A 928-nucleotide genomic window follows, 5' to 3' on the forward strand; every position below is an offset into this window, starting at 1 on the left:
CCGCCGCGCCCGCCCTGCACGGCCCCGAGGGCTGCGAACCCCTCCTCGGCGAGGTCACCGGCTTCCTGCTGACCGGCTCCGGCCTGCCCACCGTGTACATCAGCGGCGACAACGCCTCCCTCGACCTCGTACGGGAGATCGCCGCCCGGTACGCCCCCGTCGACACCGCCGTCCTCTTCGCGGGCGCGCCCCGGATGCCCGCCCTCGACGACGCGCTGCTCGTCCTCGACGGCCAGGGTGCGGCGAAAGCGGCTCAACTCCTGGGCGCGCGCCGGGTGGTGGCGGCCCATGTCGACAGCTGGGCGCACTTCACGGAGACACGGCGGGACGTGGAGACGGCGTTCGAGGAGGCGGGCCTGGCGGACCGGCTCCGATCGGCCTGAACCGCGGGGCTCAGTCGGCCAGACCGCGCAGCAGGACGGCCAGCCCGCCGAAGAACTCCCGCTCGGGGTCCACCTGCCGGGCGCTGCGGCCCGTGGCGGCCATGAGCGGGAAGTCCTCGGGCGGCAGGGCCGAGATGGCGGCCGTGCCCGCACCGGAGAGGGCGCCCAGGTGCTCCAGCTGGAGGGCGCCGTTGACGTAGGCGATCAGGCTCCGCAGGGCGATGACCCGCCGCTCACCGTCGAAGCCCGCGCCGGTGAGGACCGCGAGGACCGACTCGGACCAGCGGAGCAGCGCGCGCGAGTGATGCCGGTGGGTCATGGTGAGGGGGACGACCGCGGGGTGCGCGCCCAGCGTGTCCCGCATCCGCCGCACCAGGACCTCGATCCGCTCCCGCCAGGGCAGGCCGGCGTCCGGCGCCCCGGTGTCGACCGCCGCGAGCACGAACTCCACGACCAGCAGCTCCAGTTCGTCGCGGTCGCCAAGGAGCTCGGCATGAGCACGATCGCGCTCTACCGGTACGTCCGCGACCGCGACGAACTGGAGC

The 928-nt window shown here is 74.7% G+C and carries 2 protein-coding genes; one reads left to right on the forward strand and one right to left on the reverse strand.

Translation table 11 applies throughout. The features are described from left to right. On the forward strand, positions 1-383 hold a 383-nt coding region (locus CCN72_RS37190; RefSeq protein WP_143664354.1), incomplete at its 5' end, for an MBL fold metallo-hydrolase. A 10-nt stretch (positions 384-393) separates the two neighbouring features. Here CCN72_RS37190 and CCN72_RS37195 read toward each other — a convergent pair. Next, the coding region (locus tag CCN72_RS37195) for a TetR/AcrR family transcriptional regulator C-terminal domain-containing protein (protein ID WP_086812683.1) at positions 394-928 on the reverse strand (535 nt) is incomplete at its 5' end.

The organism is Streptomyces murinus (assembly GCF_002154555.1).
GTDB classification, from domain to species: Bacteria; Actinomycetota; Actinomycetes; order Streptomycetales; family Streptomycetaceae; genus Streptomyces; species Streptomyces murinus.